The following is a 26,567-nucleotide window of genomic DNA, read 5'->3' as shown; positions in this document are numbered from 1 at the left end:
CCGTAGCTTTGACTGGTGTTTCCAATGGGCAAAGACATCCTCATGATCGTCGGCGATTTCGGCGAAGACTACGAAATAATGGTGCCGTTCCAGGCGCTGCAGATGGTCGGCCACGAGGTCGACGCGGTGTGTCCCGACAAAGCGGCCGAGGAGACAGTCAAGACAGCGATACACGATTTCCGCGGCGACCAGACCTACATGGAGTCCCGCGGTCACGACTTCGTCCTGAACGCGACGATGGCCGACGTGACGCCCAGCGACTACGACGCACTCGTCGTCCCCGGCGGTCGCGCACCCGAGTATCTCCGGACCTACGACGAGGTGCTGGACGCGGTCCGGCACTTCTTCGAGGAGGACAAACCCGTCGCGGCGTTGTGTCATGGTCCGCAGATTCTCGCCGCTGCCGACGTACTGGACGGCTACGAGATGACGGCGTACCCGGCCTGTCGTGCCGAGTGCGAGGCCGCCGGCTGTTCGTGGGTCGACGAGGTAGTCACCGACGGCAACCTCGTCACCGGACAGGCCTGGCCTGACCATCCCGAGTGGCTCGCGCAGTTCATGGACCTGCTCGGCGACGAAGTGTCCCACGGTGACCCGATCCCGGCCGACGATTGAGCGCATTCGTTGGCTGAGCCATGCAGGATTGAGGAATTCATAACAAACAAATAACCCGGGCGTTTCCCTCCGTTGAGGCGGGTGGGTTCTGGCATAGTGCACCATTACGTTCGCCCGCCTCGTTTGACGTACGCTCGTCGTAACTATCGACAGGGTAGCACCAGATTTGTTACAGAGGGGCACGAAACGTCGGCTGCAATGCCCTCCAACACTTCACCACAGGACGACGACCGCGGCTGTCCGAAGTGCGGCCACACCGGCACTGACGTGGGTAACATCTCGACCACCGGCGGCGGCCTCTCGAAGATGTTTGACATCCAGACGAACCAGTTCCAGGTCGTCACATGTACGAACTGCGGCTACTCGGAGTTGTACCGTGACACCGGGTCCGCGGGCAGTGATCTGGCGGATATCTTCCTCGGCTGACGATGCCCGCCGGAACCGGACTGTTCCTCGTGGTCGCGTCGCTCGCGGTGGTCGCACCGCTGGTCCTGTACGCGCTGGTCCGAAGCGAGCACGATCAGCGCAACGAGATGGATCGCGAGACGGCCGAACGACTGGCCCGGCGCGATACGGACGACGACAGTCGGGTCCGGTGACCAACACGGGACCGTCGCGTCGATTGCAGGGTTGAGTCGTTCGCGTACTTCCCCACACTGATTCAGCGGCGTGAGTGCCTAGTACCGTTGTAACTCCCGAATAAACTCCAAACAATGGGAAAGTGTACCGATGTCGAACCTTTTATCATAATTCTCGCACAACGTCCGACCATGGTTGACAAAGAAGACCTCCGCTCACAGTTCGTTGACGCGTTCCAGGAAGCAGACTACCCGATCTCCAGTCCGATGGACCTCGTTCCGGCACTCCCGGGCGGCCCGTCGACGAAGTTCGAGTCCGGCGACTTCTCGATGACAGCGATGGAACTGAACACGAAGCTCAACGGGGAGTTCCCATACGACAACGTCGACGCGTTCGTCGACGACGTCATGGCCTCGCTCGAAGATCAGGACCTCATCTGAGCGGGCCATACCGGCTCCGGCCGCTTCACCGGTCTCGTGCGATAACTCGGGAGATTCCCGGACGAACGGGTCGGTAGCCGTACCCGCCAGACCCTTGAGCTTTATCAGGGCAACGCTCATAGTCGGTATATGGTCGGTTTGCCGGGGATCGAGACGCTCGTTCGGACGTTCGGACCGTTTCTCATCCCCGCAACGCTGTTCGTTCTGGGTGCCATCGGCTATCTGTTCCTGTGGCTCCTGACACGGAACCGACGAGAAACGTACGCTGCTGACGACTGACGGCTGTCGGTCGAATGTGTCCGGGGCGCACAAAGTTGTTGGAATCGCCAATCTTTTGAGTTAGATTCGTCTAATTTGGTGTATGTTGAGTGCCAAGATGGAGGATTATCTGAAGGCCATCTATCGCCTCGAGCGGGACGGCGACCCGCCGATTGCTCCGTCTACTATCGCCGAGATGCTGGACGTTACGGCACCGACGGTCACCAGTATGGTCGAGAAACTGGCCGACCGCGGGCTGGTCGAGCGCGAGAAGTACAAGGGCGTGCGGACGACGCCGGAAGGCGAGACGGTGGCCCTGGAGATTATCCGCCACCACCGCCTGCTTGAGACGTTTCTCACCGAGCAGTTGGGGTACGACTGGGCCGAGGTCCACGAGGAAGCGGAGGTGCTCGAACACCACATCAGCGAGGAGTTCGAGCGCCGGGTCGCGGCGGTCCTCGACGAGCCGGAGTTCGACCCCCACGGGGACCCGATTCCCAGCGACTCGCTGGACCCCATCGACGACGAGTCCGCGACGGCGCTGTCAGAACACAGTGAAGGGGGACGACTCGAAGTCGCACGGGTCCGGGACCGAGACCCCGACGAACTCACGTATCTCTCCGACGCCGGCATCACGCCGGGAACCGTGCTGACTGTCGAGGAGGTCGCCCCCATCGGGATGGTGACGGTCCAGCTAGAGAGCGGGTCGTCGGTGTCGCTCCCGGACCACATCGCCGATGCGATTCAGGTCCGCGCACCAGAGACGCAGGGCGAAGACGGAGTGAGCCAGGCGTGAGCGACGCGACGTGGCTGACAGTGGTCGCGATAGCGGCCGGTGCGCAGCTGGCTGTTCTCCCCGGCGAGAAAGTCCAGTTCATCATCGCCGGCCTGTCGACGCGGTTCAACCCCCTCCTCGTCGTCAGCGCGGCGGGGACGGCCTTCGCCGGCTGGACGGCACTGGAGATCTGGTTCGGTTCCGCGATCACGTCGCTATTGCCCGGCATCGTCCTCGAAAGCCTCACCGCGGGGATGTTCCTGCTGTTCGCGATACTACTGTTCCGCAGCGCTCCGGAAGCCGACGCGGAGCAACAAGAACCCGCGTCCGGCTTCACTACTGACGGCGGCCAGTTAGACGTTCGCGTCCCTGTCGTCGACTGGCAAGTGCCGAACAGGCTCGGCGGCTTCCTGCCCATCTTCGCGATGATGGCCTTCGGCGAGTTCGGCGACAAGACCCAGCTCATTACGATCACGCTCGCCGCCCAGTACAGCGCCCACGCCAGTGCCATCTGGACCGGTGAGATGCTCGCCATCATTCCGGTGAGCCTCGCCAACGCGCTGTTCTTCCACCGTTTCGCCCATCGCTTCAACCTGCGGAAAGCTCACTTTGTCGGCGCAGGGCTCTTCCTGTTTTTCGCCGCAGACTTCGCCCTGAGCGTGACGATGGGGTTCTCGCTGTGGGAAACGATGGTCTCGTCCATCGCGGCGCAGATGGGTGTCTGAGACGACCGGGCCGGCTGAGTTGGGCCGAGAGAAGACTTTTGCAAGACGGCTGAACAATACCGTGTGATGCCCTCCAGACGTAGCGTTCTCACAGCAGCAACACTCTTTGCCCTCTCGGGCTGTTCCGCGCTCAGTCCTGCGAGCGCTCGACTTGCCGGCGTGCAGCTAACGAACACCGGTTCGACGACACAGGAGTTCGAATTCACGGTCACGGTCGACCGCGAGACAGTGTACGAGGAGACACATACCGTCGCGGCTGACGAAGACGGCGCAACCGTGGAACTGGACGATGCGCTTCCGGACAGACAGGGCACGATAACGATAGCGACGACCATCGCCGGGACCGATATCTCGGAGGAGACGACGTTCGACGACGACAACTGTTACGACGTCATTGTCGAATACACCGGTGACAACGTAGTCCACTGGCAGAGCGGGAGCAGCGACTGTGATGCATTCCAGTGACTCGCCCATAGGTCAGCGTTTAGTCGCCAGCCATGGCTCTCAGTTGCAACGATCGACCCCAGTAAAAGGCGTCGTTCAGTCGTGACTGATGCTGTCGAGTTCCCGCGTTTCATCGGGAGCGCCCGTCTGTCGGACTTTCCCGGCAAGGACCGAGAGGACGTAGATCCCCACGGCGACGAGAACGATGACGCCGCCGGCTGTCGCACCGGCGTAGTACGAGATACCGATACCGAGCAGGACGGCCAGTTCGGCCAGCACAATCGAGACCAGCAGTGATTCCGAGAAGCTCCGGGACACCTGTGTCGCGCCGGCGACCGGGACGACCAGCATGGCCGCGACGAGGATGACGCCCATTATCTGCATCGCGCCGACGACGACGAGCGCCGTCAGCATCACCATAATCCGGTTGTACCAGGCGACCGGGAGCCCGGCGACGGCGGCGGCGGTCTCGTCGAACGTGACGTACAGCAACTGATTGCGGGTGAGCGCGACCGTCCCAACGATGACGCTGAACAGCCCGAGCATGATGACCGCGTTCTCGGCAGAGACGGTCGAAAGGTTCCCAAAGAGGTACTGATTGATACCGACGGCAAGTCCGCCGGCGTTGAGGCTGATGAGGACCGTCCCCAGCGCGAATCCTGTCGAGAGGACAATTGCCATCGACACGTCGTTGTAGGCGTCGGTCGCCTCGGAGATGAGTTCGATGAGCAGCGCTGCGATGACGGCCACGACGACGGCGGTCAGATACGGCGAGACGCCCAGCTCGAAGACGCCGTTGAGAAACAGCCCGACGGCGACGCCGGCGAAGGCCGTGTGGGCGAGTGCGTCCCCGATGAGCGCGAGTTGGCGGTGGACGAGGAAGGTCCCGATGAGCGGCGCGATAACGCCGACGCACAGCCCGACGAGTATCGCCCGGTACATGAATGTGTACTCAGGGTTGATGAGTTCCAGTCCAGTCAGATGGTAGAGCTGTGTCAGGAGCCAGTACCACAGTTCGAGGATCGGGACGAACGCCTCGTAGACGCCGCCGGCGGCCAGCGCGAGCGTCATCCGTTGCCTCCAGTCAGCGACTGTGCACCCGTCCCGAAGGCTCTGGCCAGCGCCGCGCTGTCGGTGAATTCCGCCGACGGACCGTCGAAGTAGATTTCACCGTTCAGGCAGATGACGCGCTCCGCGTGTTCGGTGACGGCCTGCAGGTCGTGTTCGATGAGCAGGACGGTGATGCCGTCGTCGTGGAGCGATTCGAGCAGTCCGTAGAAGGCGTCGACCGATTCGGTGTCCACGCCGACGGTCGGTTCGTCCAGCACGAGCAGGTCGGCCTCACCAGCGAGTGCCCGGGCGATGAACGCCCGCTGGCGCTGCCCGCCGGAGAGCTGGGTGATTCGCCGGTCGGCGAACGCCGACATCCCGACTGTGTCGATGGCTCTGTCGACGATACGCCAATCGGCCGCGGAGAGACGGCCGAACCCGACGTGTGGGAACCGGCCCATCTTCACCACTTCGCGGACCGTTATCGGCATTTCCCGGCTCGTCCCAGCACGCTGTGCGACGTAGCCGACTCTGGCGCCGTCGTCGAACGCCGTTGCGTCGACGCCGAACAGCTCTGCAGTCCCGGCATCGGGCTCCAGCAGGCCGAGCAGCAACTGCATGAGCGTCGACTTGCCGGAGCCGTTCGGGCCGACCACGGCGACGTACTCCCCGGCGTCGATACTGACACTGATGTCTTCGACGACGGGCGTGGACGTGTACCCGAACGACACGTCCGCGAGTTCGACGACAGATGGCTGGCTCTCGCTCGATTCGGTCGGCGCTTCGTCGGCATCGTCTCTGTGTTGTGAACGCATTGTCGGTTTCATTCGAAGTTCCGCCAGGTCTCGCTCCAGCCGTCGGGACCAGCGTCCGCAGGTTCCTTGTTACCCAGAACGACCTCGAACGTCGGCATATTTATCCGATAGGCGATTTCCTCGTATCCCCAGTCGTTTTCGACCCACTCCTTGCGGACGCCAGCATACGGTGTCACCGGGTAGTAGGCTTTGACCGGTGTCTCGGCGATGAGCTGTTTTGCGGGCTTGCGCGTCTCGAAGACGCCGGCCCCGATGTACCGGATGTCGTTGTCCTCGATGACCGATTTCGCCTCGGTGATGTCCGAGGGCTTCACGTCACCGCTGGCCGCGAGGTTGACCACGAGCGGGCGCATCTTGACGCCGTAGCGCGAGCCGATGTACTGGAAGGCGTTGTGTGCCGCGAGCTGGACCACGTTCCTCTCGGCGCGGTCGAAAATCTCGGCGTAATCCGCGTCGATGCGGTCGAGGACCTCAGAGTTGTACGTCTCGGCGTTGTCCCGGAGCGTGTCTTCGGCGTCCGGTGCGAGCGCGACCAGCCCCTCGGTGATGTTGTCGACCGACTGTTTCGCGCGCCGCGGGTCGAGCCAGAAATGGGGGTCTCTGGCTCTATTCTGTCCGACGCCCTCTTCGTCGCGGTCGAGACTCGCCGCGAGCGATTCGAGTTCGATGCCCTCGCGGACGTTGATGAGTTCGGTATCGACGTTGTCGTCTTTGAGTGTCTGAATCGCGCGGTCCGCCCATGGCTGGAAGTCCGGGCCGACGTGGATGAACGCGTCCGCGTCGATGATATCTCGCGTGATGCCGGCGTCCGGTTCCCAGCCGTGGCCGTGCAGTCCGGTCGGAATGAGGTTCTCGACCGTTATCGGCGTCCCGCGTGCGATCTTACGGGCAAAGTCGTAGAAACTGAAGAAAGACGCCACCGCGACCGGTCCGTCCGCGCCACTGGTGCTGTCGCTGCTGTTCGATGCCGCTTCCGTCCCGCCACCGGTCAGACAGCCGGCAAAGCCGGACGCGAGGCTCCCCGCGCCGGCACTGAGTACCTGCCTGCGGGTGACGCTATACGGCTGGTCGCCACAGGGTTGGTTAGTTGCCATGTGTGGGTTGCTGTCGGAGAAGGTTATAATAGTTTCTATCTAACTATAGAATTAGACTAGTCTAATCGAGTGCACTGCTCCTGTCTGAAACGCGATCTTTGGCACAGGAACAAGCGGACACAACGCATAAACCGACGCTCCAAGTTGGTCCGATATGCCCGGACTCGACGATACTGACCACGAAATCCTCCGGTTGCTGCTCGAAGACGCGAGGCGACCATACAGCGACATCGCCGAACGAGTTGACCTCTCGGCCCCTGCAGTCTCCGACCGCGTCGACCGGCTCGTCGAAATGGGACTGATACAGGGGTTTACCGTCGATGTCGACCGCTCACTGTTACAGGCCGGCGTGCCGGTCCTGATCGAAGTAGACGCGAAGCCGGGTCGGGCCGCCGACATCGCTGCGGCGGTCAGCGACGCTGACACCGTCGAGCGTGTCTATCGGACCGCCGGCGGCCGGGTGGTGCTGGCGGCAACCGTCTCCCAGTCTGACGCAAGCGAACTCCTCGCCGAACACGTCGACCTCGGGGACGTGGACCGCTACGAGGTGCGGATGATCGCAGACAGCGAGTGGACCGTCGGACTGGGTACGGCAGAGTTCGCGCCCGACTGCGCGGAGTGTGGAAACTCCGTCGACGAGGAAGGCGAACAGCGCACGCTCGACGGGGAGCGGTACTACTTCTGCTGTGGGTCCTGTGCGGAACGGTTCGTCGACCAGTACGAGTCGCTGAAAGACGGGGTCTGAGCTGTGAGTGGTACTTCGGAATAGTGTCTAAGCGACTGTTTGAGTTCACTTCTGAATCTAGTAGTCGAATCTGACCTTCGAATCGAAGGCACAAACCGCATGAATATGGGGGGCGTATAGTAAGACAAGATGAGTAACCGAACCACCCGGCTCGAACTGACGGGAATGAGCTGTGCCAACTGCGCGGGCACTATCGAGGAGTCGGTGGGCGAACTGGACGGGATTACATCCGTCGACGCGAACTACGCAACCGACGAGGGGAGCGTCGAGTACGACCCCGATGTGGTATCGCTAGCTGATATTGTCGCCGCCGTGCAGGACGCCGGTTACGGTGTGGCGACGGAGACGGTGACCGTCGGCATCACCGACATGTCGTGTGCGAACTGCGCGGACACCAACGAGGAGGCGCTGGAAGCGACCGCCGGCGTCATCGAAGCCAGCGTGAACTACGCCACCGACGAAGGTCAGGTCACCTACAACCCGGCCGACGTGTCGCGCTCGGACCTCTACGACGCCATCGAGTCCGCCGGCTATACGCCTGTCAGAGAGGGTAGCGGGAGTGAAAGCGGCGGTGACGGCTCCGGCGGCGAACAGTCCAGCGCTGACCGCCGTGCCGCCGCACGTAACGAGGAGACGCGCAGACAGCTCCGGCTCACGCTGTTCGGGGCGGTGCTGTCGGCCCCACTCCTGTTGTTCATGACGGACCACCTGTTCTCCCTCGGCCTCGTCGACGAGACGGTTCTGGGGGTGCCACAGGGCTGGGTCGCCTTCGCGCTCGCGACGCCGGTCCAGATACTGCTTGGCAGGCCCTTCTACGAGAACTCCTACAAGGCGCTAGTCAACAACGGCCGGGCCAACATGGACGTGCTCATCGCGCTGGGTTCCTCGACGGCGTACGTCTACTCAGTGGCCGCGCTGGCGGACCTCATCGCGAGCACGGGGCTGTACTTCGACACGGCCGCGCTGATTCTCGTGTTCATCACGCTCGGGAACTACCTCGAAGCCCGCTCGAAGAGCCAGGCCGGGGCCGCCATCCAGCAACTGCTCGAGATGGAGGCCGACACGGCGACGGTCGTCCGCGAGGACGGCAGCGAGGAAGAGATTCCCATCGACGAGGTGGGGGTCGGCGACCGGCTGAAAGTCCGCCCCGGGGAGAAGATTCCGACAGACGGCGTCGTGGTAGACGGCGACTCAGCGGTCGACGAGTCGATGGTGACCGGCGAGTCCGTTCCGGTCGAGAAAGGCGAGGGCGACGAGGTCATCGGCTCGACAGTGAACCAGAACGGCGTCCTCGAAGTCGAGGCGACGAAGGTCGGCTCGGAGACCGCCATCCAGCAGATCGCCGAGCGGGTCCGGCAGGCCCAGTCCCGCCAGCCCGACATCCAGAACGTCGCCGACCGCATCTCGGCGTACTTCGTCCCGGCAGTCATCGCCAACGCCGTCCTCTGGGCGGTGCTGTGGGCGGTCGCGCCGGAGACGCTGGCCGCCGTCGTCGACGCGCTCCCGCTGTGGGGACTGGCCGCGGGTGGCCCGGCCGGCGTCGGCGTGAGCGAGTTCGCCGTCGTCGTGTTCGCCTCCGCCGTGCTCATCGCCTGCCCCTGCGCGCTGGGGCTGGCGACGCCCGCTGCGACGATGGTCGGGACGGCAATCGGCGCACGCAACGGCGTTCTGTTCAAGGGCGGCGATGTGCTCGAACGCGTCCACGAGGTCGACACCGTCGTCTTCGACAAGACGGGGACGCTGACGAAAGGTGAGATGGAACTCACAGATGTCGAGGTCGTCGGTCCCGCTGCGGACGGCGGGGCGCTCAAGCCCGAGCGCGAACAGAGCGAGGAGTTCGTGCTCGAAGTCGCCGCCAGCGCCGAACACGCCAGCGAGCACCCGCTGGCCGAGGCCATCGTCGAGGGCGCACGCGAGCGCGGTATCGAGGTCGAAGACCCCGAAGAGTTCGAGAACGTCCCCGGCCAGGGCGTGAAAGCGACGACGCGCCACGGTCGCGTCCTCGTCGGCAACCGGAAACTGCTGTCCGAGGCCGGCGTCGACACCGCACCGGCAGAGGACCGGATGGACACCCTCGAACGCGAGGGTAAGACGGCGATGCTGGTCGCGCTGGCCGAGGACGCCGGCGGTGACGACACCGAGGGCGACAAGGACCCGGACTACCGGCTCCTGGGCATCGTCGCCGACGCCGACACGGTCAAAGAGTCCGCGAAGGCGGCCGTCAGCGGGCTGCGCGAGCGCGGACTCGGCGTCTGGCTCATCACCGGCGACAACGCGCGGACCGCCCGCGCCGTCGCCGAGGAGGTCGGTATCGACCCCGATAACGTGATGGCCGACGTGTTGCCCGAGGACAAGGCCGACGCCGTCGATGACCTCCAGAGCGACGGCGATCAGGCGATGATGGTCGGCGACGGCGTCAACGACGCGCCCGCGCTGGCCGCCGCGAGCGTCGGCTGTGCCATTGGTTCGGGGACCGACGTGGCAATCGAGGCCGGCGACGTGACGCTGCTCCGGGACGACCCCGCCGACGTGGTGAAGGCCATCCGGGTCTCTGAGGCCACGCTCGGGAAGATCAAGCAGAACCTGTTCTGGGCGCTCGGGTACAACACGGTGATGATTCCGCTGGCCTCGCTGGGACTGCTCCAGCCGGTGCTGGCCGCTGCCGCGATGGCCGCCTCGTCCGTGTCGGTGCTCGCAAACAGCCTCGCGTTCCGCCGGTACACGCCGGATTCGGAGTATCGCCTGCTCGGCTTCCTCCGTCGCTGAGCGGGACCCGTCTCCAGCAGACTCATCTGTCGCCGGGCCTCATCTACGAACAGTGACTGCTGAGGAGCGTGTCGCCGACGAACCGACGGGAGGGACAGTGTCACAGCCGGGCGGTGTCGGCGTCAGGCTCCGGGCGCTCTGGCGGGCGCTCGTCATCGTCTGGCAGTTCGTCCCGCTGCTTTGGCAGTGGGGGCGGGACCGCAAGCGGTTCCTCCTGTTCGGTCGGTCCCGGTCAGTGACCCCCGAGACACGGATGCAGCGCGCTCGCTACCTGAAGGATACTTTCGTCGACCTCGGCCCGGCGTTCATCAAACTCGGGCAGATGCTGTCGACCCGGCCCGACGCCCTGCCGCGGGCGTACGTAGACGTGCTCTCAGAGCTACAGGACAACGTCCCACCTGACGCGTGGGCGACCATCGAGCCAGTTATCGAACGCGAACTGGGCGACGATATCGATACGCTGTTCGAGGCATTCAACACGACAGCCATTTCGGGAGCCTCGCTGGGCCAGGTGTACGAGGCACAGATCGGCGGCCAGCGGGTCGCCGTGAAAGTGCTTCGACCCAACATCAGAACGCGCGTCGAATCCGACCTGCGCGTGCTGTCGACGCTGCTGCCCGTGCTCACCTACGGCGCGGACCCGGGCCAGGCATTTACGCTGGAAAATCTCACCGAAGAGTTCGCAACGACGGTCCGCCGGGAGATGGACTACGGCCACGAAGCGCGGATGCTCCGGGAGATCGGCGACAACTTCGCAAACGACGACGACGTCGCGATCCCGGACATCGTCGAAAGCCACTCGACGGACCGGGTGCTGACGATGACGTACCTCGACGGCGTGAAAATCGACGACGTGGAGCGCCTGGACGAACTCGGCATCGACCGCCCGGCGCTGGTCCGCCGGCTCGAAGAGGTGTACATCCAGATGATCGTCGAGGACGGCCTCTTCCACGCCGACCCCCATCCAGGCAATCTGGCAGTCCAGCCCGACGGGACGCTCGTCTTCTACGATTTCGGGATGACCGGCTACCTCGGTCCCCGGACACAGGACCAACTGCTGGATTTCTACGTCGGGCTGGCGACCGACGACGTGGACCGCGTGATGGACGCCTTCGTCGAGATGGGCGCGCTGGACCCGATGGCCGACCGCGAGGTGATGCGAGAGGCGTTCGACATCGTGATCGAGCAGTTCCGCGGCGAGGACATCAGCGAGTACCGAATCGAACAGTTAGTCGGCCAGTTCGAGACGCAACTGTACGAGTTCCCGATGCGCCTGCCACAGGACCTGGCGCTGGTGGTCCGGGTAACGACGGTCCTCGAAGGCGTCTGTCGGACGCTCGACCCCGAGTTCGACTTCATCGAGATCATCTCCGAGTACGTCATGGAGCAGGGCGCTGGGGACGATCTCCGGGAGCGGATCAAGACGGAAATCCAGGAGACGGTGACGGACTCGACCCGGTCGGCGGTGCGGACAGCGCCGAAGATGGAGAACGCACTCGATAGGGTCGAGCGCGAAGAACTGCTCGTCAAGACCGTCCTCGAAGACTCCGACGGACTGAGCCGGGTGCTCGCCAAGCGGCTCCTGCTCGGTATCGTCGCCAGCGCCGGCGTGCCGGTGAGTGCCTACCTCTACACCGTGAACGGGCTCCAGCCCGCCGGACTCGCGCTGGGCGGGAGCGCCGCGGTGCTTGGGATTCTCGCGTGGTCGTTCCGCCGACGCCGCGGATCGGCGCTGTCGTCGCCGCAGTTCACTCGTCACGAGATGCAACAGCGGCAGGCGGCCGATGCGGTGGAGGGAGAAGAGTAGCCGAGCGGCGCTCGCGGGGCACGGTCGCGCTCAGAGGTCGCCAGCGGCCGCCATTTCCCGAATCTCTGCGGCTCGCTCGCGTATCTCTGTGAGTTCCTCGTCGCTCTTGTTGTCGACGTGGCTGTACATCAGCCCCATTCGATGGTTGGACCGGAGTGTATCTTCGTTTCGGTCCAGGAAGTCCCAGTACAGCGCGTTGAACGGACAGGCACCCTCGCCGGTCGTCTTCGTCTTGTAGTACGGACAGCCCGAGCAGTAGTCGCTCATCTTGTCCACGTAGTTCGCCGACGAGGCGTAGGGTTTGGTGGCGAACACGCCCGCGCCGTATAGCCCCATCTCGACGACGTTCGGCGTCGTCACCCAGTGGAAGGCGTCGACGTAGCCGGCGTGGAACCAGCGGTTCAGTTGCGCCGGCTCGACGCCGTAAATGAGACCGAAGTTCGCGAGAATCATCAGCCGCTCGATGTGGTGTGAGTAGCCCCGCTTCCGGACGCCGTCGACCACGTCGGAGAGACATGCCATGTCGGTGTCGCCGTCCCAGTAGAAGTCCGGCAGGGCCTCGCTCGCGCCGAGCTGGTTCGCCGCGGCGAGGTCCGGCATCTCCCGGCGGTAGACGTGCCGGAGGAACTCGCGCCACCCGAGCACCTGCCGGACGAACCCCTCCACGCTGTGCAGCGGCGCGTCGCCGTCCTCGTAGGCAGCGATAGCGCGTTCAATGACCTCGTCAGGGCCGAGGAGTCCCAGATTGAGCGACGTGGAGAGCAGACTGTGGCTCATCGCCCACTCGTCCTCCAGCATCGCGTCCTGGTACGGCCCGAACTCCGGTAGTCGGCTCGTAACGAAGTGGTCCAGGGCGCGGACGGCCTGCCGCCGAGTGACGGGCCAACGGAACGGGTCGGGATCGGCCCAGTCACCGCCGTAGGGCTGCTCGTCGTAGCTCCCCTCGAACGTTTCCTCGACCCACTCGATGACGTCCCGGGTCACGTCGTCCGGCTCGAACAGCGGTGGCTCCGCCGGGGTCCACTCATCGGGTGGCGTCTCCCGGTTCTGGTCGTCGTAGTTCCACTCGCCGCCGACCGGGTCGCCGTCGGCCATCAGATAGTCCGTTTCTCGGCGCATGAACCGGTAGAAGTCCTCGTGGCGGTAGCGTCCGTCCCCAACCCACCCGTCGAACTGCGAAGGGGGGCAGAGGAAGCGTTCGTCGGGGACGAACTCGACCGCTCCGCCAGCGTCGGCAACCAGTGATTCGAGTCGCGCCTGCGCGGACTCGGTCTGTGGTCGGTGAGTTACGAGCGCGTCGTCCGGATTGGCCTCGAAATGTGCCGCCAGTCCGTCCTCGAAGGTCTCCGTCTGGCGGTACTGGACCGTCCGACCGGCGTCCCGGAGGTCGTCGCGAAAATGCCGCATTGCGCTGAACAGCAGAATCAGCTTGTGTGGGTGGTACGGCAGTTTGCGGGCGAACGACTGCGCCTCTATCAGGAGCACCGGCTCGTCGGGTCGGTTGTCGACGGGGCCGGACCGGCGGAGGAGGTGGTCGCCCCGGAGCCAGACGGTCATTTGTGAACGGACACTCCCATTGGCTGTACTGTGGGCCCGAGTCCGCATCAATCCCCGTCCGAACTGTGTTGGTATCGCCACACCGCAGGGCGGTACAAACCTCAATTATTGTTCCCGTCCAAACGACAGAAACGACTTCCTTATAAGTGCAGAGTCATAACTCTAGTTGCATGACAGACGACCTCGACAGGCGGACGTTCATCCGCACGACGGCAGCCGTATCAGGCGCTGGACTCCTTGCTGGCTGTGGCGGGTCCGGCGGCGATGGTGGCAGCGGCGAAACGGAAGCCACCGAAGCAGAGGAGATGGCTACCACTGAAGCCGAGGAGATGGACACCGAGAGCAGCGGTGGGATGGAGACCGTCGAAGCATCGAGCGAAGTGGCGGACTACGTCGGTGAGTCGTCCAACTTCGACGGCAACACGGTCGTGATGACTGACCAGAACGAGGTCTCCGTTGCAGTCGGCGCCGAGGGGAACGGCGGCGCGTTCGCCTTCGATCCGCCCGCGATCAAAGTCTCGACCGGAACGACGGTCGTCTGGGAGTGGACCGGTGAAGGGGCCGGCCACAACGTCAAGTCCGAAGGCGACGGCCCGCTCGACTCGGGCTCGGCTGTCTCAGAGGAAGGAACCACCTACGAGTACACGTTCGAGGAAACCGGCACCTACCTCTACAACTGTGTCCCGCACAAGGCGCTCGGGATGGTCGGCGCAGTCGTCGTCGAATAACCCATAGTTAGCGGCCAGTTTTTATCGCTTTACTAGCGCGGAGCGACTGGTGACGTACAGCGAGTACGCGATGACCGCGAAGCCGACCGCGGTGAGCGCGTTCTCGAAGATCAGTGCAGCGTTGGTACTCAGGCCGAACAGTTGGTCTGCGACGCCGGCGATGAGCGACCCAACGGTGATAGTCGCGAATCCGACGGCGAGATACGTGAGTCCGGTCGCCCTCGTTTTCAGTGCCGCGCGGGTTGCGAAGTAGGTGATGAGCCCGCCAAGCAACACTGTCACAGTCTTGAATCCGATGACGATGAGTGGGATATCTCCGTTCATAGTTCCTCGCTGACGCGCGACCACAGGAGTGCGAGCCGTTCGCTCGGCCGCTCCTCGGCCGGCAGAACGTCGATCTCGAACGCGCCGTCGGCATCGACGCCAACGAACACGCCGCCACAGTCCCGGACGTACGCCGTCGCGTGATGGCCGTCGGGGCGCACCTCCGTCTCCTCGGCGACCAGTTCGGCCTCGCTCAGCTGTTCGAGCTTCCGGTAGGTGCTTGTCTGGGGCAGATCACAGACCGAGGCGACCTCCTTGGCTGGCAGCGGCTCGTCGAGCACCCTGAGTATGTCGCGACAGTCAGGGTCGGCGAGGGCGTCGAACAGCGCCTGTGTCTCGCTCGCGTCGTTGTGTGCCACGGAGGGACCCTCTCAGGTGGACGGTCGGGGGTGGTTCTGCGGGCGGTTCGATTTCGATATGACGGGGCAGCGACGTGAAACCTGTGGGATACTGCGACTCCGGAGTCCTGCGATACTCCGGTAGCAGCTCCCACCCAGTGTCGGGAATATAAAGCACCCTCAGATAAAGGGCGACCGTTTGTTTCCAGAATCTGGAAAGGGCACACCCCATTTTCTATCATCCAATAACAACAACTAGCTTGCTATGCAACGGCCCTCCACTCGCAGACAGTTTCTCGCAGGCACAGGATTGGCAGCCCTCGCCGTTACCGCCGGGTGCGTGTCCTCGGGGAGTAGCTCTGAGCCAGCGGCGGAAACCGGCACCGAGACCGCGACTGCAACCGAAACCGCTACAGCGACCGAAACTGCAACGCCTGAATCGACACCCGAGTCCCTCGACGACTGGCTCGACGACGCCAACAGCTACGACGGCGAGATCCGCAGATACGGACCGCAGTCCCGACCAACAATTATGCTTGGCGAGGAGACAGACGGTGGACTGGCGTTCAGCCCACCAGCCATCGAAGTTCCACCAATGACGAACGTTCGGTGGGACTGGACGGGACACGGCGGCCAGCAGAACGTCGTCGCGCTCGACGGCACCTTCGACAGCGGCCGGACGAACGCCCAGTCCGGGACGATGTATCACTACTTCTTCGAGGAGCCCGGCGAGTACCGCTACGTCTCCGAACCCCATCGCGACGATGGCATGAAAGGTGCGATTATTGTGAAAGAGCCACCGTCTTCAGGCAATGCAACTGTCGACGAGTGGCTCGCAGCCGCGAGTAACTTCGACGGCACCATTGCCGACCGCACCGACACAGACACTGCAACTGTTACGGCCGGTGTGGAAGGGAACGGTGGGGAGTTCGCGTTCGGCCCCCCGGCGCTGAAGATCTCGACCGAGACGACCGTCCGCTGGGAGTGGACCGGCGAGGGAGGGCCACACAACATCGTCTCAAAAGGCGATGGCCCGCTCAACTCGGAACTCGTCGCCGAGGAAGGAAACACCTACGAGCACACCTTCGCGGAAACCGGGACCTACCTGTACTCCTGTAAACCGCATAAGGGCCTGGGGATGAGAGGCGCAGTCGTCGTGGAATAACTACCGAACTAGTGTGGCAGCCGCCTACGGAATCTTGACGCTGTGTTTGAGCGTGCCGATACCTTCGATTTCGACTTCGACTTCGTCGCCGTCCTCCATCGGTCCGACGCCTTCGGGCGTCCCCGTGGCGATGACGTCGCCGGGCTCTAGGGTCATGTACGACGTTATCTCCGCGATCAGTTCCGGGATTGAGAAGATGAGGTGCTCGCGGGAGGAGGACTGCTTCGTCTCGCCGTTCAGTCGGAGTTCAATGCTGGCGTCCTCCGGGACGTGTTCCGGCGTGGCCACAAGCGGGCCGATGGGACAGGCGTTGTCGAAGGCCTTCCCGCGGACCCAGTTCTGTTCCTGTCGCTGGTCGTCGCGGTTCGAGATATCGTTGACGCAGGTGTAGCCCGCGACGACGTCCATCGCGCCCGATTCACTGACGTTCCGGCACTGCTCGCCGATGACGACGCCGAGTTCGGCCTCGTAGTCGATGCGCTCTTTCCCCGAGGGCATCGTGAGGTGCTTGCCGTGGGACGCGACGGCGTTCGGGGCTTTGAGGAACAGCATCGGCCTGTCCGGGAGGTCCGAGTCCATCTCCTCGGCGTGGTCGGCGTAGTTGCGCCCGATACAGACGACTTTCGTCGGCTCACAGGGCGGGAGGATGTCTACCTCGTCGGGGTCGTAGGACTCGTCGCCAAAGGCGATACGGCCGTACGGTCCGGCGGCGGCGGTGACGACGGGGTCGCCGTCCTCGACGGTCCAGCGGCCTCCCCGGACGTTCCCCGCGGTATCACGGAATCGAACGCGCTTCATGTCACCGTTCTCTCAGGGCCGACAGATAAGCGTTTAGGAGGGGGAAACCGGACCACAGCGGGCTGTTCGACGGCTGTCTACCCGGCCATCGTCACCTGCGGAGTCGCGGTGAGTGGGAGTGTGACCGAACGGCTTTTGAGACGGGACGGGCTACGCTGGGCCGATGAACGTCCTCGTCGTTGGCGCCGGCGCGATGGGCCAGTGGTTCGCGCGCACGGTCCGGACCCACGCCGACGCGTCCGTCGCCTTCACCGACCTCGACCAGTCGGCCGCCGAAGCCGCTGCCGACGCGGTCGGCGGGCGCGCTGTCGCCAGCGACGCGGCCGAGACTTTCGACGTCGTCTGTATCGCGGTGCCGATGCCCGTCGCCGAGACGGCCATTCACGAGTTCGCGCCGCTGGCTACGGGTGCAATCGTCGATGTGACTGGGAGCATGGCCGGCCCCGTCGCAGCGATGCAGGACGCGATGCCTGACGGCCAGCGACTGAGTCTCCACCCGCTGTTCGCCCCCGAGAACGCGCCCGGCAACGTCGCCGTCGTCAACGACGCGTCAGGTCCCGATGCTGCTGCCGTCGTCGACGCACTCGCCGAGGCCGGCAACAACTGCTTCGAGACGACAGCGACGGAACACGACGAAGCCATGGAAACAGTCCAGGCCAGTGCCCACGCGGCCGTGCTCGCGTTCGCGATGGCCGCCGCCGACGTGCCCGACCGGTTTCAGACGCCGATTTCGGCTGGCCTGTTCGACCTCGTCGAGCAGGTCACCGGCGGCGACCCGCGGGTGTACGCCGACATCCAGGACGCCTTCGACGGCGCGGACGCGGTCGCCGACGCCGCCCGACAGATCGCCGATGCCGACGCGGACACCTTCGAACGGCTCTACGAGCAACTTTCATGAACCAGGATACACGCCAGCAGATACGCGAAAACGCCCAGTACCTCCGTAACGTCCGACCGCTGGACCCCGAGGAGCTACACGAGTACGTCGAGGGCCAGCCCCATCCCGCCGTCGTCAAGCAGGTACTTCAAGAGGAGGCGTTCGATCTGGGCATCGTCGAACAGGACGACGGGACCTTCGTTCCGGCACCCGAGGGACGGTTCTCGGTGGATTTCGACGGTGTCGAGCGGTTCCCAGACCGCTACGAACAGCAGGTCATCGACCTGTTGACAGAGTGGGGCGGACTGGAGTGGCACAGCGGCGACAGCGGTGACGAACTCCGTGAGCGCATCCGCGACATCAAGGAGCGGTATCTCCAGGGCCAGGCCGTCGAGTACGACGAACTGACGGCGCTTGGCTACGCCGTCTATCACTTGCCCGACTACTACGCTGTGGCCAAGTACGTCCTTGCGGACCTCGCCGCCGACGGCCTGCTCCCGTCACAGCTCCGAGTTCTGGATGTCGGGGCCGGTGTCGGCGGCCCGGCGCTCGCCCTGCGCGACCTGCTTCCGGACGACGCGCTGCTCGACTACCACGCGGTCGAACCGAGCGCCGCCGCGGACGTGCTGGAGAGCCTACTGGAAGACAGCGGTCAGAACGTCCGCTGGGAGATTCACCGGGCGCTCGCCGAGGAGTTCGACCCGTCGTCGCCGGTTCCCGGTGACGACAGCGGTGGGGCTGGCGACGACAGCGGCAGCGGTGCCGATGGCGGCGACAACAACGCCGAGGGCTACGACCTCATCATCTTCGGCAACGTCCTCAGCGAACTCGACGACGCGGCGGCGACCCTCTACCGGTACGTCGAGGCGCTTGCCGACGACGGAACGTTGCTGGCGCTGGCCCCGGCTGACCGGAACACGGCCATACAGCTCCGCCAGGTCGAGCGCGAGGTGGCCGACGGCGGCCCGGCGACGGTGTACGGGCCGACGGTACGGCTCTGGCCCCACCAGTCCCCCGACAGCGAATCGTGGTCGTTCGACCGCAAGCCCGACATCGAAGTGCCGACGATGCAACAGCGCCTCGACGACCCCGCGGGCGGGACGGGCGAGTTCGTCAACACGGACGTGCAGTTCGCCTACAGCGTCCTCCGGACCGACGGCAAGCGAAAGCACGACGTGACGCCGGACCGGGGCATCCACGCGCCGATGGCCGACGCCGAGAACTACGTCACCGACCGGGTGAACTTTCTGGGTGTGAAACTCAGCCACGACCTCGCCGAGCGGGAGGGCGCAAATCCGCTGTATCTGCTGGGCGACGGGAGCCAGCAGGTCGACCACTTCGCCGTGCTCACGGAGGCGTCGATACTGAACGAGGACCTCCGGAAAGCCGACTACGGCGACCTGCTGTCCTTCGAGAACGCGCTGGTGCTCTGGAACGACGACGAGGAGGCCTACAACGTCGTCGTCGACGGCGAGACGGTCGTCGACCGTGCCCGCTAGCGGTGGGCTTTTCTCGCAGACGGCCCGACAGAGCGTATGGACGAGCCGACGATTCTGCTGACGAACGACGACGGCATCGAGAGCGCCGGCCTCCGGGCGGTGTACGACGGTCTCTCGACAGTCGGCGACGTGACTGCGGTCGCCCCGGCGGAGGACCAGAGCGCGGTCGGCCGAGCTATCTCACACGAAGTGACCGTCCACGAGCACGAGCTCGGCTACGCCGTCGAGGGAACGCCCTCGGACTGCGTCGTGGCGGGGCTCGAAGCACTCGTCACCGACACCGACCTCGTGGTCGCGGGCTGTAACCGCGGGGCGAACCTCGGCGCGTACGTCCTCGGCCGCTCGGGGACCGTCAGCGCCGCCGTCGAAGCCACCTTCTTCGACGTGCCGGCGATGGCCGTCTCGATGTACATTCCGGTCCGCGAGGACGCTGCTTTCGCGGACATCGAGGCCAACGGCGACAGCTACGGCGGGGCCGCCAGGGCGACGACCTACCTCGCCGACCACGCCGTCGACGCCGGCGTGTTCGAGCAGTGTGACTACCTGAACATCAACGCCCCCGTTGCCGAGTGGGGCGACGCACAGATGACGGTCACGCGACCCTCGCACGAGTACGAGATGGACGCCGTCCAGGAAGGCGACGCCGTGACGCTCCACGACCGCATCTGGGAGCACATGGCTGAGGGCGACATTCCCGACCCCGAGGGGACCGACCGCCGTGCCGTCGTCGACGGGAAGGTCAGTGTCTCGCCGCTGACCGCGCCACACACCACGGAGCACCACGAAGCCCTCGACGCCATCGCAGAGACGTACGAGCCGGGCGACGGCGGCGAGGCGGCCGACTGACCGGAAATGCGGTTCCGCAACGCCATCCTCTTCGTCGCGCTCGCCGTCGCCTGGGGCAGCGCCTTCACTGCTATCAAAGCCGGGCTGGAGTACTTCCCGCCGGTCCTGTTTGCGGCGTTCCGGTACGACCTCGCCGGGCTGTTGATGCTCGGCTACGCGGTGTACGCCACCGACCAGTGGCTCCCGAAGAGTCGGACCGACTGGATCGTTGTGGGTATCGGCGGCTCACTCCTGATCGCCGCGTACCACATCTTCCTGTTCGTCGGCGAGCAGGGTACCACCAGCGCCGCCGCCGCTATCGTCGTCAGCCTCTCGCCGATTCTCACGACTGGGTTCGCCCGCGCGTTCCTCCCGGACGAACGGCTCACGGCGCTGGGTATCGTCGGCCTGCTCATCGGGTTCGTCGGTGTCGGCGTTCTCAGCAACCCCGATCCGGGGAACCTTCTGGACCCCCGAACCGTGTCGCTGTTCTTGGTGTTCCTCGCAACCACGTCGTTCGCCCTCGGGAGCGTGCTGACCCGGCGGTTCGACGACGATTTAGAGATCGAGACGATGGAGGCGTGGTCGATGCTCCTCGGTGCGGTGCTTATGCACGGCGTCAGCCTCGGGGCCTCCGAGTCGATAGCTGACGTCCAGTGGACTGCTGAAGCCGTGCTGGCCCTGCTGTATCTGGTCATCGTCGCCAGCGCGCTTGGCTTCCTCATCTACTTCGACCTGCTGGAGCGACTCGGGCCCATCGAGATCAACCTCGTCTCCTACGCCGCGCCAGTCGTCGCCGCCGCCACTGGGCTGCTGTTCCTCGGTGAGACACCGACAGTCTACACGGGTGTCGGATTCGCCTGTATCCTCGTCGGGTTCGCGCTGTTGAAACGGGATGCGCTGCGAAACGAGGTCGCCCGGTTCAGCGGGACGCCGAACCGAGGCGATTGAGTCAGTCGCCGTGGTCTGGCGCCGCTGACACGTCCCGGAGGAACGCGACGATATCGTCCCCCTCAGCAGCGAGTCCCCCGCCCTGTGCCACCGTCGGCCGCCCGCCGCCACCGCCACCGAACTCCGACGTCACTCGGTCGACCACCGCGCCGGCATCGACGCCGCCTGTCGTCGCGACACCCAGATACTGGCCGTCGGCGTCCACCAGCGCGGCCACGTCGATGTCGTCGTCAGCGGCGGACTCCGCTCGGTCAGCGAGCGCGTTCGCGTCGAGCCCTGCCACGGTGCCGACGAGCCACCGCTGCCCGTCCATCTCGATGGCCTCGTCACGCAGGTCAGCGAGACGAGAATCGACGAGACGCTCTCGAAGGGCCGACACCGTGTCCCGGAGATCGTCGCGCTCTGACTGGAGGCTATCGACAGCATCCGGGAGTTCGGCAACGTTCGTATCCAGCGACTGGGCGGCAGCCATCGCCCGCTCGTGTTCGGTCGCCCGCTGACGGATTGCTCGCGGCCCGACGGCGAACTCGACACGAGTCAGCCCCTCGCCGGGATTGGATCGGCCGAGCACCGTCACCGGTCCGATCTCTCGCGTGTTCCCGACGTGTGTCCCACCGCAGGCCGCCACGTCCCAGTCTTCGATGGTGACGACCCGGACTGTCTCGCCCTCGATTCCCTCTTCGGTCTTCGTATTGAACGCGATATCGTCGCGGTCCAGTGCCTCGTCACGCGGGATTTCTTCCCAGGTCACGTCGTAGGACTCCCAGACGGCGCGATTGGCCAGCCGCTCAAGTTCGGTGAGTGTCTCGTCGTCGATTTCGGTCGTCGTCTCGAAATCTACCCGCACCTTCCCGGTGATAGCCGGCCCAAAGTCGTCGTCACCGGCGTCTTCCGGGACCGTCGCGCTGATGTCGAAGCCGCCGTAGCCGAGGTCCGACAGCAGCCGGCGACCAGCGCCGTAGAGGACGTGGCTGGCCGTGTGGGCACGCATACAGTACGTCCGAAACGCCGTGTCGATCTGGCCTTCGACCGTCTCGCCCGGGTCGAACGCCGGCGGCTCGGCCAGTTCGTGGACGATATCGCCGTTTCGGTGCTGGACGTCGACGACTTCAACGCCACCGAGAGTTCCCCGATCGGCCGGCTGGCCGCCGCCTTCGGCGTAGAAGTACGTCTCCGTTAGCACGACAGCGGTCGTGTCGGTACGCTCGACAGTCGACGTGAACGTCGTCACAGTGGGCTCGGCTGCGGCTATTCCCGTCATCAGGCGTGGCTACGTCGGCGCGAACAAAAACATCTGGGCGTGCCCCGGACGGACGAGTGTCCGGGACCATTCGGCCGACAGTAGCGCGGTTTTCGTGCGTGCCGGGGTAGTGTGGCCCAATCAATACTGCTCTGGCTGTTCGCAGTCGTGCTGTTCCCGACGCTTCAGTACGCAGCCGGTAAGCGGGACCGGCGTGAGCTAACCTGCGCGTAACTGGGGGAGTGGACAGGCTGAACGGTGGGACAGCGGCGTCTGACGCTCGGCAGACGGGCCATCAGGATCGGCGTCACGTCCTGCGGTTTTCACTTTCACCGTGAATTACCCGATTATATAGGGCCTGGCTCCCTGTCTGGCAATATGATCGAGCGATTACGCCGGGTCGTGGGGACTCGACAGCGGTCACATCTGGAGTGTCGACGCTGTGGAACCACCATCGAAACGGATAGCTCGACCTGCCCGGCCTGTGGCTCCGGCAACATCGCGCAGTACGAGCTCTGACCGCGGTCTCGGCCGGTCGTTCTGCTGGTTTCCGATTTTCAAACGCCGCCAGAAAGGTCTGAAACCGTTCGCTCAGCGACGCAAGAACGGGACAGTAAAAGCACTTACTGCTCGACAGATTCCCACACGTCAGACGAAATCTTCGCCGCAGAGTTGTCCGGATGTGTCATAGTGAGTTGGTCTCCAGATTCGACTGCGATGAGGTCGACAGTGTTGGTTTCCGTGTGATTTCGGGTCGGATACGTAAACGGTCGTGACCGCGTCGGAAGGTCGCTGATCGACGGACACTCCGGCGGCGTAACGACGTCGTCAGCGAACCCATCGGTGTGAATCGTCGACTGTGGCTTGTCTCGACCACGTCTATCAAGCCACTCAGAACATTTCTCCCCAAACGAAATGGTCTCAATGGCTGAGCGCACGCGGTACCTGACCCGGTCCAAAAGCGAGGGTGGCGGCACGTCGCCGTCGTCCGTCCTGGCCCGGGCACCCCGTGGCTCATCCATGGGTGTGAGACTCATAGACATAGCTAGGGAAGCACGGTACAAAACCGTTGTGTCGATCCGGTTTAGAGTTCGATTCGCTCGACGATCTGATTGCCGTCCTCCCGGGTGTTGAGCGCGACGATACGGACGTGTTCTTCCAAGCCAGAGTCCCTGAGCTTGGCTTTCAGAAGATTATCGACTTGGTAGACGCCGGCCGCGTTGTTCATCGAAATTTCGACGAGGACGGGATAGTCGTCGCCTGGGCTCAGCGTAACCGTCTCGATGGCCTGGCTGGAGACGGTATCGATACCGCGGCCGCCGTGCTTGTACGGAATGCGCGACCGACCGCGCTCCATGTCCAGCGCGTCGGCGACGCGAACGACGCCGGCTTCCAGCGTCAGCGGGTTTTCCTCGGTGTGATGGCAGAGAATGGCATGGAGAACCTCACCCTTTACCTGAACCGCCTGACGGATGCCGTAGAACTCCGGGAGGATGTCATCGAGGATGTCAGCCGCCAGCGGGATCGAATAGTACGGGTGTGAATCGCGGTGGACGACGTGCCCGATGTCGTGGAGCGTCGTCGCAAGTGCGATGATGACAGCCTCGTCAGCCTCGTCGAGGCCGTGGTCGGCCGCACCGTTGAACTCGACGCCGCCCTGCTTGAGGAGGTCATACAGGCACAGTGCTCGGTTCCGAACGATACCGATGTGTTTCGCGCCGTGGTCGTTGTACTGTTTGCGCGCGACGGGATTGATGTTCTGGGCTTCGAGATACGCCTGGATCTCCTCGTCAGTCGTAATAGTGTCGAGAACTGCGTTCAGTCGCCCGTCCGGGAACGCGTGGTCTGCCTCGGGGTCGTAAATCCGGCCGCTGGCATTGTCTCTATCAACGCTCATACCACATCCCAAACGACCCACAGCGAAAAATCCCCCACCGGCGCGATCAGGTGGCGGCGTCGATAACTTCGTCGTAGTCCGGTTCGACGCCAGGGTCGTCGCTGACCCAGGCGTACGTGACTTCCCGGTCTTCGTCGATAACGAAGACGGCCCGCTTGGCGACGTTCGGAACGCCCAGCGCCTCGAAGTCCATCGAAATGTCGTAGGCGTCGACGATTTCGCGCCCGGAGTCGCTGACGAGGTCGAACTCGAGTCCCAGTTCGTCACGGAACGCGTTCTGTGAGAACGGCGTATCGATGCTGACACCGTACAGCGTCGCCCCCGCCTCGGTGAGTTCGTCGAGTCGGTCCTGGAACGAGTTCATCTCGTGACTGCAAACGCTGGTGAACGCGCCCGGGAAGAACGCGAGCACGACCGGCCCATCGTCAACTGCCTCGGATAGCGTTATCTCATCAACGTCGCCATTGGCAATCGGTGCCGTGAAATCGGGTGCAGCGTCTCCGACTGATACCATACTGGCGACCTGGGTCGTGGCAGATAAAACCCTTTCCGACGCGGACGAGTCCCGAATCAGAACTGCGCGAACTTCGCGGTGACCTCGTCGATCCACTCCGGCAGTTCGCGGTCCGCGAGTGTCCCGTCGGCGTCACGGGTCGTGACGACATCTGCGATTTCGCCCTCGCGCGTGATATCGAGTCGCCACACCCCATCAGCCTCGATATCGACCCGAACGACGTCCTCTCCGACCGGTTTGATCGGTCGAATCGTTACCTCTTCCCCGCTCCTGACTTCCATCGTGTGACTATCGGCCGGCATCTGGTCTCTCTGAGCGCCCGACGGTAGTTATATCCCCGGGCGGAGAGTGCACCTGCCCGGCGCTGTGGCTGGTGATACTGTCGGCTGTAACTATTTCAAGATATTCCTCACCCCGGGCGAAATTCTTCACAGACGTACAGCCGACAGGATGAGCAGTGGCTTAACCAGAATATAATAAATTGACAGGACCGTGTAGCCGGTACTGCGGGTGCGAACCCGCACGCAGGCAAATCCGACGCCGGACATGGCTACGGAAATCGTGTCACCTGAACAGCCCCAGCTATCGACTCAGTCCCGTGGACATGCTGCGGTGTATCTGTCGACGTGCCAACCCAAGCCAGCGACACCGGGAAGTCAGAGACCGAGTGCCTCGTGTTGCCACTTCCGAGCCACACCCATTCCCCACTCCTCCTGTGTCGGGCCTCGCCGTCGGTTCCCGGCGAGGCCGTTTCGACAGACTAAGCCGCCACGGCTCGGTGATGACTAACGGTCTGTCTGCTGGCCACGCCAGACAGTACTGGAGAGTCGGCCTCGACGGCAGTGACTCGCCTGCCAGGCCGTCCTGAGCAAAAAGGTTATAATAGCAACCACGTAACCTTCGGATACAATGTTAGGGACATCCGGAGTACTGTTCCCGGGGATGCCCGGGACGACGGAGATGATGGTCATCCTCCTCATCGCCGTCCTGCTGTTCGGCGCGAACAAGATTCCGAAACTAGCGCGGTCGACCGGCGAAGCCATGGGCGAGTTCCAGAAGGGGCGCGAAGAAGTCGAGCAGGAACTCGAAGAGATGCGTGAGGGCGGCGCTGCAGAAGGGGCCGATGCATCCACCGTGGACTCGGCCGAGTCGACCGAGACGGCGACGGAAACCGAGACGTAATCTCGACCACTTCTCCGTTTTCAGCGGTCTGTAGTGATAACGAAAGGATTTTTCACCGCTCAATCGACCACCCGATAGGGCGTGTGGCCTAGTGGACCAGGGCGAGGGGTTCCTAACCCCTAGAACGCGGGTTCGAATCCCGCCACGCCCGTTTTCCGGCGAGCGACAGCGAGCCGTGAAAACGGCCCGGAGATTCGAACCCTACGAGACGAGCGGAGCGAGTCTCGGTCCGGTTCGAATCCCGCCACGCCCGCTTCGTGGTTTCTCGCGTCCGCTCGAAACACACTCGCGGCCGTGGCGACCCTCGCGAAACCTTCGGTTTCGCTCAGTCCCGCCACGCCCGTCGTGCGACGAACGGATGTGAGGAGTCGACGGGCCCGGAGTTCGAACCCTGCAAGTCGCAACGGCGAGCGAAGCGAGACGACCGTCTTGCTCCGGTTCGAATCCCGCGAGACCCGCTGCAGCGGGTCTCGCGTAGTTCGCAAATGCTTCGCGTTTGCTCAGTCCCGCCACGCCCGTGCAGGGAACCGACGAGCGAAGCGAGTCTGTGACTGAACCG

Annotated in this window: 31 protein-coding genes and 1 tRNA gene; 19 read left to right on the top strand and 13 right to left on the bottom strand. The window is 64.1% G+C overall.

What is annotated here, in order from left to right; all coding sequences use genetic code 11:
- The first annotated feature begins 24 nt into the window (after positions 1-24).
- The 8 genes from AV929_RS13315 to AV929_RS13290 all read left to right on the top strand — a co-directional run bounded on the left by AV929_RS13315 (position 25) and on the right by AV929_RS13290 (position 3,857).
- Entirely contained in the window at positions 25-615 is a 591-nt protein-coding gene (locus AV929_RS13315) for a DJ-1/PfpI family protein (RefSeq protein ID WP_064288483.1), read from the top strand.
- 198 nt (positions 616-813) lie between these two features.
- The gene (locus AV929_RS13310) at positions 814-1,041 is read left to right on the top strand and encodes a zinc ribbon domain-containing protein (protein WP_008309824.1); all 228 of its coding nucleotides are present in this window, start codon (positions 814-816) and stop codon (positions 1,039-1,041) included.
- Between the two features lie 2 nt (positions 1,042-1,043).
- The gene (locus tag AV929_RS22405) at positions 1,044-1,214 is read left to right on the top strand and encodes a hypothetical protein (RefSeq protein ID WP_196219995.1); all 171 of its coding nucleotides are present in this window, start codon (positions 1,044-1,046) and stop codon (positions 1,212-1,214) included.
- Positions 1,215-1,385: 171 nt separating this feature from the next.
- Positions 1,386-1,634: an MTH865 family protein gene (locus AV929_RS13305; RefSeq protein WP_008309827.1), complete on the top strand. Its 249-nt coding sequence runs from the start codon at positions 1,386-1,388 to the stop codon at positions 1,632-1,634.
- 129 nt (positions 1,635-1,763) lie between these two features.
- The gene (locus AV929_RS22400; RefSeq protein ID WP_008309829.1) at positions 1,764-1,913 is read left to right on the top strand and encodes a hypothetical protein; all 150 of its coding nucleotides are present in this window, start codon (positions 1,764-1,766) and stop codon (positions 1,911-1,913) included.
- An 82-nt stretch (positions 1,914-1,995) separates the two neighbouring features.
- On the top strand, positions 1,996-2,688 hold the full coding sequence (locus AV929_RS13300; protein ID WP_050007367.1) for a metal-dependent transcriptional regulator: 693 nt from the start codon (positions 1,996-1,998) through the stop codon (positions 2,686-2,688).
- Entirely contained in the window at positions 2,685-3,392 is a 708-nt protein-coding gene (locus AV929_RS13295; protein ID WP_050007368.1) for a TMEM165/GDT1 family protein, read from the top strand. The genes AV929_RS13300 and AV929_RS13295 overlap by 4 nt, the downstream gene beginning before the upstream one ends.
- A 66-nt stretch (positions 3,393-3,458) precedes the next feature.
- On the top strand, positions 3,459-3,857 hold the full coding sequence (locus AV929_RS13290) for a hypothetical protein (RefSeq protein ID WP_064288482.1): 399 nt from the start codon (positions 3,459-3,461) through the stop codon (positions 3,855-3,857).
- Between the two features lie 75 nt (positions 3,858-3,932).
- Here AV929_RS13290 and AV929_RS13285 read toward each other — a convergent pair whose 3' ends face one another.
- Genes AV929_RS13285 through AV929_RS13275 form a run of 3 tightly spaced genes read right to left on the bottom strand, consistent with a single transcriptional unit; the run spans position 3,933 to position 6,795 of the window.
- Positions 3,933-4,907: a metal ABC transporter permease gene (locus AV929_RS13285; protein WP_014040033.1), complete on the bottom strand. Its 975-nt coding sequence runs from the start codon at positions 4,905-4,907 to the stop codon at positions 3,933-3,935.
- A complete protein-coding gene (locus tag AV929_RS13280) occupies positions 4,904-5,701 on the bottom strand; it encodes a metal ABC transporter ATP-binding protein (RefSeq protein WP_014040032.1) in 798 nt (265 codons plus the stop codon). The genes AV929_RS13285 and AV929_RS13280 overlap by 4 nt, the downstream gene beginning before the upstream one ends.
- A gap of 8 nt (positions 5,702-5,709) precedes the next feature.
- Positions 5,710-6,795, bottom strand: a complete 1,086-nt coding sequence (locus AV929_RS13275; RefSeq protein ID WP_064288481.1) for a metal ABC transporter substrate-binding protein — start codon at positions 6,793-6,795, stop codon at positions 5,710-5,712.
- 154 nt (positions 6,796-6,949) lie between these two features.
- Between AV929_RS13275 and AV929_RS13270 the strand changes: the two genes are divergently transcribed.
- From AV929_RS13270 to AV929_RS13260, 3 genes are all read left to right on the top strand, one after another.
- The gene (locus tag AV929_RS13270; protein WP_064288480.1) at positions 6,950-7,540 is read left to right on the top strand and encodes a winged helix-turn-helix transcriptional regulator; all 591 of its coding nucleotides are present in this window, start codon (positions 6,950-6,952) and stop codon (positions 7,538-7,540) included.
- A 129-nt stretch (positions 7,541-7,669) separates the two neighbouring features.
- A complete protein-coding gene (locus AV929_RS13265; RefSeq protein WP_064288479.1) occupies positions 7,670-10,306 on the top strand; it encodes a heavy metal translocating P-type ATPase in 2,637 nt (878 codons plus the stop codon).
- Between the two features lie 52 nt (positions 10,307-10,358).
- Positions 10,359-12,113 carry an AarF/ABC1/UbiB kinase family protein gene (locus tag AV929_RS13260; RefSeq protein WP_064288478.1) on the top strand — a complete coding sequence of 585 codons (1,755 nt, stop codon included), beginning with the start codon at positions 10,359-10,361 and terminating at the stop codon, positions 12,111-12,113.
- 30 nt (positions 12,114-12,143) lie between these two features.
- On the opposite strand, the gene AV929_RS13255 is transcribed toward AV929_RS13260, so the two are convergent.
- Positions 12,144-13,670 (bottom strand): cryptochrome/photolyase family protein, encoded by a 1,527-nt coding sequence (locus AV929_RS13255; protein ID WP_050037820.1) that lies wholly within the window; start codon positions 13,668-13,670, stop codon positions 12,144-12,146.
- A 170-nt stretch (positions 13,671-13,840) separates the two neighbouring features.
- Here AV929_RS13255 and AV929_RS13250 point away from each other — a divergent pair, with 170 nt between their 5' ends.
- A complete protein-coding gene (locus tag AV929_RS13250; RefSeq protein WP_014040026.1) occupies positions 13,841-14,398 on the top strand; it encodes a halocyanin domain-containing protein in 558 nt (185 codons plus the stop codon).
- A gap of 21 nt (positions 14,399-14,419) precedes the next feature.
- On the opposite strand, the gene AV929_RS13245 is transcribed toward AV929_RS13250, so the two are convergent.
- Together AV929_RS13245 and AV929_RS13240 are read right to left on the bottom strand one after the other, a co-directional pair.
- Positions 14,420-14,722 (bottom strand): hypothetical protein, encoded by a 303-nt coding sequence (locus AV929_RS13245; protein ID WP_014040025.1) that lies wholly within the window; start codon positions 14,720-14,722, stop codon positions 14,420-14,422.
- Positions 14,719-15,081 carry a helix-turn-helix domain-containing protein gene (locus AV929_RS13240; protein ID WP_014040024.1) on the bottom strand — a complete coding sequence of 121 codons (363 nt, stop codon included), beginning with the start codon at positions 15,079-15,081 and terminating at the stop codon, positions 14,719-14,721. Before AV929_RS13240 ends, AV929_RS13245 begins: the two co-directional genes overlap by 4 nt.
- Positions 15,082-15,400: 319 nt before the next feature.
- Here AV929_RS13240 and AV929_RS13235 point away from each other — a divergent pair, with 319 nt between their 5' ends.
- Positions 15,401-16,225 carry a halocyanin domain-containing protein gene (locus AV929_RS13235; protein ID WP_050037819.1) on the top strand — a complete coding sequence of 275 codons (825 nt, stop codon included), beginning with the start codon at positions 15,401-15,403 and terminating at the stop codon, positions 16,223-16,225.
- 24 nt (positions 16,226-16,249) lie between these two features.
- Here the strand turns inward: AV929_RS13235 and AV929_RS13230 are convergent, their stop codons facing one another.
- The gene (locus AV929_RS13230; protein ID WP_014040022.1) at positions 16,250-17,023 is read right to left on the bottom strand and encodes a fumarylacetoacetate hydrolase family protein; all 774 of its coding nucleotides are present in this window, start codon (positions 17,021-17,023) and stop codon (positions 16,250-16,252) included.
- Between the two features lie 163 nt (positions 17,024-17,186).
- On the opposite strand from AV929_RS13230, the gene AV929_RS13225 reads away from it, so the two are divergent.
- The 4 genes from AV929_RS13225 to AV929_RS13210 are packed head-to-tail and all read left to right on the top strand — an operon-like array spanning position 17,187 to position 21,175.
- On the top strand, positions 17,187-17,921 hold the full coding sequence (locus tag AV929_RS13225) for a prephenate dehydrogenase/arogenate dehydrogenase family protein (protein ID WP_050037818.1): 735 nt from the start codon (positions 17,187-17,189) through the stop codon (positions 17,919-17,921).
- The gene (locus AV929_RS13220) at positions 17,918-19,399 is read left to right on the top strand and encodes a small ribosomal subunit Rsm22 family protein (RefSeq protein WP_064288477.1); all 1,482 of its coding nucleotides are present in this window, start codon (positions 17,918-17,920) and stop codon (positions 19,397-19,399) included. Before AV929_RS13225 ends, AV929_RS13220 begins: the two co-directional genes overlap by 4 nt.
- A gap of 36 nt (positions 19,400-19,435) precedes the next feature.
- Positions 19,436-20,245, top strand: coding sequence for a 5'/3'-nucleotidase SurE (gene surE, locus AV929_RS13215; protein ID WP_064288476.1), 810 nt, complete (start codon positions 19,436-19,438; stop codon positions 20,243-20,245).
- Between the two features lie 6 nt (positions 20,246-20,251).
- Positions 20,252-21,175: a DMT family transporter gene (locus AV929_RS13210; protein WP_014040018.1), complete on the top strand. Its 924-nt coding sequence runs from the start codon at positions 20,252-20,254 to the stop codon at positions 21,173-21,175.
- 1 nt (position 21,176) lies between these two features.
- Here the strand turns inward: AV929_RS13210 and AV929_RS13205 are convergent, their stop codons facing one another.
- From AV929_RS13205 to AV929_RS13185, 5 genes are all read right to left on the bottom strand, one after another.
- Positions 21,177-22,436: a DHHA1 domain-containing protein gene (locus AV929_RS13205; protein WP_064288475.1), complete on the bottom strand. Its 1,260-nt coding sequence runs from the start codon at positions 22,434-22,436 to the stop codon at positions 21,177-21,179.
- Positions 22,437-23,038: 602 nt separating this feature from the next.
- On the bottom strand, positions 23,039-23,437 hold the full coding sequence (locus tag AV929_RS13200) for a hypothetical protein (protein ID WP_044952198.1): 399 nt from the start codon (positions 23,435-23,437) through the stop codon (positions 23,039-23,041).
- A 62-nt stretch (positions 23,438-23,499) separates the two neighbouring features.
- Entirely contained in the window at positions 23,500-24,312 is an 813-nt protein-coding gene (locus AV929_RS13195; protein WP_014040015.1) for an HD domain-containing protein, read from the bottom strand.
- Between the two features lie 46 nt (positions 24,313-24,358).
- Positions 24,359-24,826, bottom strand: a complete 468-nt coding sequence (locus AV929_RS13190; protein WP_014040014.1) for a peroxiredoxin — start codon at positions 24,824-24,826, stop codon at positions 24,359-24,361.
- Positions 24,827-24,882: 56 nt separating this feature from the next.
- The gene (locus AV929_RS13185; RefSeq protein WP_004515651.1) at positions 24,883-25,128 is read right to left on the bottom strand and encodes a hypothetical protein; all 246 of its coding nucleotides are present in this window, start codon (positions 25,126-25,128) and stop codon (positions 24,883-24,885) included.
- 640 nt (positions 25,129-25,768) lie between these two features.
- On the opposite strand from AV929_RS13185, the gene AV929_RS13180 reads away from it, so the two are divergent.
- Positions 25,769-26,008, top strand: a complete 240-nt coding sequence (locus AV929_RS13180) for a twin-arginine translocase TatA/TatE family subunit (protein ID WP_014040012.1) — start codon at positions 25,769-25,771, stop codon at positions 26,006-26,008.
- A gap of 77 nt (positions 26,009-26,085) precedes the next feature.
- A tRNA-Arg gene (locus tag AV929_RS13175) sits at positions 26,086-26,159 on the top strand.
- On the opposite strand, the gene AV929_RS21910 is transcribed toward AV929_RS13175, so the two are convergent.
- On the bottom strand, positions 26,128-26,493 hold the full coding sequence (locus AV929_RS21910) for a hypothetical protein (RefSeq protein WP_154020797.1): 366 nt from the start codon (positions 26,491-26,493) through the stop codon (positions 26,128-26,130). The two genes, AV929_RS13175 and AV929_RS21910, sit on opposite strands and share 32 nt — an antisense overlap.
- Positions 26,494-26,567: the final 74 nt, after the last annotated feature.

The sequence above is a fragment of the Haloarcula sp. K1 genome, from assembly GCF_001647155.1.
Taxonomy (GTDB): domain Archaea; phylum Halobacteriota; class Halobacteria; order Halobacteriales; family Haloarculaceae; genus Haloarcula; species Haloarcula hispanica.
Note: the sequence above shows the minus strand (reverse complement) of the source record. Positions and strands in the feature narration are given on the sequence as shown.

What these genes read in the sequence shown, in the direction of transcription:
- AV929_RS13315 (WP_064288483.1), top strand. Translation starts at nt 25, where the DNA reads ATGGGCAAAGACATCCTCATGATCGTCGGCGATTTCGGCGAAGACTAC.
- AV929_RS13310 (WP_008309824.1), top strand. Translation starts at nt 814, where the DNA reads ATGCCCTCCAACACTTCACCACAGGACGACGACCGCGGCTGTCCGAAG.
- AV929_RS22405 (WP_196219995.1), top strand. Translation starts at nt 1,044, where the DNA reads ATGCCCGCCGGAACCGGACTGTTCCTCGTGGTCGCGTCGCTCGCGGTG.
- AV929_RS13305 (WP_008309827.1), top strand. Translation starts at nt 1,386, where the DNA reads ATGGTTGACAAAGAAGACCTCCGCTCACAGTTCGTTGACGCGTTCCAG.
- AV929_RS22400 (WP_008309829.1), top strand. Translation starts at nt 1,764, where the DNA reads ATGGTCGGTTTGCCGGGGATCGAGACGCTCGTTCGGACGTTCGGACCG.
- AV929_RS13300 (WP_050007367.1), top strand. Translation starts at nt 1,996, where the DNA reads ATGTTGAGTGCCAAGATGGAGGATTATCTGAAGGCCATCTATCGCCTC.
- AV929_RS13290 (WP_064288482.1), top strand. Translation starts at nt 3,459, where the DNA reads ATGCCCTCCAGACGTAGCGTTCTCACAGCAGCAACACTCTTTGCCCTC.
- AV929_RS13285 (WP_014040033.1), bottom strand. Translation starts at nt 4,907, where the DNA reads ATGACGCTCGCGCTGGCCGCCGGCGGCGTCTACGAGGCGTTCGTCCCG.
- AV929_RS13280 (WP_014040032.1), bottom strand. Translation starts at nt 5,701, where the DNA reads ATGCGTTCACAACACAGAGACGATGCCGACGAAGCGCCGACCGAATCG.
- AV929_RS13275 (WP_064288481.1), bottom strand. Translation starts at nt 6,795, where the DNA reads ATGGCAACTAACCAACCCTGTGGCGACCAGCCGTATAGCGTCACCCGC.
- AV929_RS13270 (WP_064288480.1), top strand. Translation starts at nt 6,950, where the DNA reads ATGCCCGGACTCGACGATACTGACCACGAAATCCTCCGGTTGCTGCTC.
- AV929_RS13265 (WP_064288479.1), top strand. Translation starts at nt 7,670, where the DNA reads ATGAGTAACCGAACCACCCGGCTCGAACTGACGGGAATGAGCTGTGCC.
- AV929_RS13255 (WP_050037820.1), bottom strand. Translation starts at nt 13,670, where the DNA reads ATGACCGTCTGGCTCCGGGGCGACCACCTCCTCCGCCGGTCCGGCCCC.
- AV929_RS13250 (WP_014040026.1), top strand. Translation starts at nt 13,841, where the DNA reads ATGACAGACGACCTCGACAGGCGGACGTTCATCCGCACGACGGCAGCC.
- AV929_RS13245 (WP_014040025.1), bottom strand. Translation starts at nt 14,722, where the DNA reads ATGAACGGAGATATCCCACTCATCGTCATCGGATTCAAGACTGTGACA.
- AV929_RS13230 (WP_014040022.1), bottom strand. Translation starts at nt 17,023, where the DNA reads ATGAAGCGCGTTCGATTCCGTGATACCGCGGGGAACGTCCGGGGAGGC.
- AV929_RS13225 (WP_050037818.1), top strand. Translation starts at nt 17,187, where the DNA reads ATGAACGTCCTCGTCGTTGGCGCCGGCGCGATGGGCCAGTGGTTCGCG.
- AV929_RS13220 (WP_064288477.1), top strand. Translation starts at nt 17,918, where the DNA reads ATGAACCAGGATACACGCCAGCAGATACGCGAAAACGCCCAGTACCTC.
- surE (WP_064288476.1), top strand. Translation starts at nt 19,436, where the DNA reads ATGGACGAGCCGACGATTCTGCTGACGAACGACGACGGCATCGAGAGC.
- AV929_RS13210 (WP_014040018.1), top strand. Translation starts at nt 20,252, where the DNA reads ATGCGGTTCCGCAACGCCATCCTCTTCGTCGCGCTCGCCGTCGCCTGG.
- AV929_RS13205 (WP_064288475.1), bottom strand. Translation starts at nt 22,436, where the DNA reads ATGACGGGAATAGCCGCAGCCGAGCCCACTGTGACGACGTTCACGTCG.
- AV929_RS13200 (WP_044952198.1), bottom strand. Translation starts at nt 23,437, where the DNA reads ATGGATGAGCCACGGGGTGCCCGGGCCAGGACGGACGACGGCGACGTG.
- AV929_RS13195 (WP_014040015.1), bottom strand. Translation starts at nt 24,312, where the DNA reads ATGAGCGTTGATAGAGACAATGCCAGCGGCCGGATTTACGACCCCGAG.
- AV929_RS13190 (WP_014040014.1), bottom strand. Translation starts at nt 24,826, where the DNA reads ATGGTATCAGTCGGAGACGCTGCACCCGATTTCACGGCACCGATTGCC.
- AV929_RS13185 (WP_004515651.1), bottom strand. Translation starts at nt 25,128, where the DNA reads ATGCCGGCCGATAGTCACACGATGGAAGTCAGGAGCGGGGAAGAGGTA.
- AV929_RS13180 (WP_014040012.1), top strand. Translation starts at nt 25,769, where the DNA reads ATGCCCGGGACGACGGAGATGATGGTCATCCTCCTCATCGCCGTCCTG.